5 protein-coding genes are annotated in these 3,342 nt (G+C 28.1%); all 5 read left to right on the plus strand.

Annotated elements, in window-relative coordinates; all coding sequences use genetic code 11:
* Positions 1 to 591, plus strand: a 591-nt coding sequence (locus tag J7G74_RS10090) for a xanthine dehydrogenase family protein molybdopterin-binding subunit (RefSeq protein ID WP_297134843.1), incomplete at its 5' end; no start/stop codon positions are given.
* 9 nt (positions 592 to 600) lie between these two features.
* Positions 601 to 1,509: a selenium cofactor biosynthesis protein YqeC gene (gene yqeC / locus J7G74_RS10095; protein ID WP_297134845.1), complete on the plus strand. Its 909-nt coding sequence runs from the start codon at positions 601 to 603 to the stop codon at positions 1,507 to 1,509.
* A 12-nt stretch (positions 1,510 to 1,521) separates the two neighbouring features.
* Entirely contained in the window at positions 1,522 to 2,130 is a 609-nt protein-coding gene (gene mocA, locus J7G74_RS10100; protein ID WP_297134848.1) for a molybdenum cofactor cytidylyltransferase, read from the plus strand.
* Complete coding sequence (gene yqeB, locus J7G74_RS10105; RefSeq protein WP_297134850.1) at positions 2,105 to 2,932, plus strand: selenium-dependent molybdenum cofactor biosynthesis protein YqeB; 828 nt, start codon at positions 2,105 to 2,107, stop codon at positions 2,930 to 2,932. The genes mocA and yqeB overlap by 26 nt, the downstream gene beginning before the upstream one ends.
* 3 nt (positions 2,933 to 2,935) lie before the next feature.
* Positions 2,936 to 3,342, plus strand: a 407-nt coding sequence (locus J7G74_RS10110) for an XdhC family protein (protein ID WP_297134853.1), incomplete at its 3' end; no start/stop codon positions are given.

The following is a 3,342-nucleotide window of genomic DNA, read 5'->3' on the forward strand; positions in this document are numbered from 1 at the left end:
AAAGAAGATGTTGAGTTTGACGGAAATTGTGTAAAATCACTAAATGGAGATAAATCTATATCAGTATTTGATTTAGCTGTGGATGTAACTGTAGGACCTAATAAAAATCAATTAGTAGGATATGCTACTCACGGAAGCCCAGTTTCACCACCACCATTTATAGCAGGATTTGTAGAAACTGAAATAGATAAAGAAACTGGTAAAGTTGATATTGTAGATTATGTTGCTGTAGTTGACTGTGGTACAGTTATAAATAAAAACTTAGCAAAAATACAAGTAGAAGGTGGAATAGTTCAAGGTATAGGTATGGCACTATATGAAGATGTGGTATATACAGAAAGAGGAGAACTGGCATCTAATACATTTATGCAATATAAAATACCTACTAGAAAAGATGTGGGTAATATAATAGTTGATTTTGAAGAAAGTTATGAGCCAACAGGTCCATTTGGAGCAAAATCTGTAGGTGAAGTTGTTGTTAATACAGCATGTCCAGCTATAGAAAATGCTATATACAATGGTCTTGGAATAAATTTAAATACTTTACCTATGACACCAGAAAAAGTATTCATGGCTATGATTAATAAATAATTGTAAATTATGAATAACAATTTAATTGATACTTTTGACATAAAAAATAAAGATATAATAACAATAGTGGGAGCAGGGGGTAAAACATCTTTGATGTTCTCTGCTTCTTCTTTATTTAGAAAAGACTATAAGGTGCTAGTAACTACCACAACTCACATATATGTACCAGATAAAAATCTCTATGATGAAATGATTATGCTAAGTGATATAAAGGATGATGAGGTGAGTAGGGAAAATCAGAAGTATGATAATAAAAGTTATAATGACGAAAATCATAATAATGAAAAGTATAGTGACATAATCAAAAATAATAAAAATGGAGTATATGTAATAGGAAATTATATAGTAAACAATTCTAATTCAAATACCAGTAACTGCAACATAGACGACTCAAAGGTAAATTTTAATAAAATAAAAGGATTAACTTTTGATCAATTAGATAAAATAACACCTTATTTTGATATAGTAATAATAGAAGGTGATGGTTCAAAAGAAAAACCTCTTAAAGGTTGGAATGATAAAGAACCTGTTGTATATCATAAAACTACAAAAACTATAGGGGTAGTAGATATTAGTTCTATAGGTTTATATATTAATGAAGAAAACATTCATAGAGTAGAGAAGTTTTTAAAAATCATAGATAAAGATTCAAAAATAATTAATCAAGACTTAGAAACAAATAATAAAAAGTCACTAAAGGTTGTGAAACTGGAACATGTGAAAAATCTTGTTTTGCATGAAAATGGACTATTTAAGATTTATAAAGGAGAGAAAATTTTATTTATAAATAAAGTTGAAAATATTAATGATGAAATAAATGCTCTAAATCTTATAGAAAATATAAAAAATGAAAATCCATCATACATAGATAAGTTTATATATGGAAGTGTTTTTAAAGATAAATTTATAGAAGAATAAATTCGTAAAAGGATGATAAATTTGATTTCAGCAATAATAATGGCCTCAGGATTTTCAAAACGTATGGGTCAAAATAAACTTCTTATAAAGTACAATAATAAATTTTTAATTGAGTACACACTAGATATTATATCTAATTGTAATTTCAAAGAGAAAATACTAGTAACTCAATATGAAGAAATAAAAAAATTTGGAGAAAAGTTAAATTTTAAAGTAGTAATAAATAAATATCCTAATAAAGGTCAAAGTGAATCTATAAAATTAGGAGTAAAAGAAAGTGATGAAAGTGAAGGATATATGTTTTTCGTTGGAGATCAACCACTTTTGAATAAAAAGGATATAGAAAAACTGATAAATGTTTTTAAAGAAGATACTAGCTTCATAGTGATACCAAAATACAAAGAAAGCTTAGGAAATCCAGTCATATATCCAAGTATATATAAAGAACAAATTTTAAAATTAGAAGGAGATAAAGGTGGAAAAAGCATAATAAAATCTTCTGATAAAATAAAATATGTTGATGTTTGTGAAAATACTCTATTTGATATAGATAATATAGATGATTTTAAAAATCTTTTAAAAAGAAGGGCAGAAAATGAAAAAAGACTTAATAGTAATTAGGGGCGGTGGAGATATAGCCACAGGAACAATACATAAACTTCATCGATGTGGATTTAAAGTAGTAATCCTTGAAGTAGAAAAGCCTTCATCAATAAGAAGGGCAGTTTGTTTTAGTGAAGCTATATACGAAAATAAATTTATAGTAGAAGATGTTGTATGTGAAAAAGCAAATAATTTGGAGGAAATATACAACATATTAGATAGAGGAAATATTCCCGTAGTAATAGATCCTTATGGAGAATACATAAAAATGTTAAATCCATTAGTAGTGGTAGATGCTATATTAGCTAAAAAAAATCTAGGCACAAATAAATCTATGGCACCAATAACCATAGGATTAGGGCCTGGATTTTGTGCATCACAAGATGTGGATATAGTAATAGAAACTATGAGAGGTCATAATTTAGGTAGAATTATAGAAAGTGGATATGCCATGGCAAACACAGGAATACCAGGAGAAATAAAAGGCATAGGTAAAGAAAGGGTTATATACTCACCAACTGATGGAACAATATCCAATGTAAGGCAAATAGGAGATATTGTTAAAAAAGGTGAAGTATTAGCTACTATAAATAATAGTGAAAATAATTCTATAACTGAAGTAAAAGCCACTATAGATGGTCTTTTAAGAGGTATTATAAGAGATAAAACTAATGTGAAAAATGGATTAAAAATAGCTGACATTGACCCACGTATAGAAGAAATAAAAAATTCTTATACAATTTCTGATAAAGCTAGAACTATAGCGGGGGGAGTAATAGAAGCTATATTATATATGAAACAAAAACATGAGGGAAGATAAATTATGGATGAAATAATATTAAAAGAAATATACAATCAAGTTAAAAATGGATATAAAGTAGCCTTTGCCACAATCACAAAAACAATAGGCTCAACACCAGGAAAAATGGGAGCAACTATAGCAGTATTTCAAAATGGAGAGGTTATGGGAACTGTTGGTGGAGGAATGATAGAGCGTAAGGTTATTGATAAATGTATAGAGTGTTTAGACAGTGGAGAGGACTATAATTTCGAATATACTTTAAATGATAATGGAAACTTAGGTATGCAATGTGGAGGAACTGCCTTTGGATATATAAAAGTATTTAAACCAAAGCCTAAACTTATAATTATAGGTGGAGGTCATATAGGACTATCACTATTTAAAATAGCTAAAAATCTAGATTTATATACTGTAGTAATAGACGACAG

Source organism: Terrisporobacter sp. (assembly GCF_017888745.1).
In the GTDB taxonomy this organism is placed as follows: Bacteria; Bacillota; Clostridia; order Peptostreptococcales; family Peptostreptococcaceae; genus Terrisporobacter.

Bases quoted from the DNA above. Each gene is read 5' to 3' on its own strand.
- yqeC (WP_297134845.1), top strand. From the start codon at position 601: ATGAATAACAATTTAATTGATACTTTTGACATAAAAAATAAAGATATA.
- mocA (WP_297134848.1), top strand. From the start codon at position 1,522: ATGATAAATTTGATTTCAGCAATAATAATGGCCTCAGGATTTTCAAAA.
- yqeB (WP_297134850.1), top strand. From the start codon at position 2,105: ATGAAAAAAGACTTAATAGTAATTAGGGGCGGTGGAGATATAGCCACA.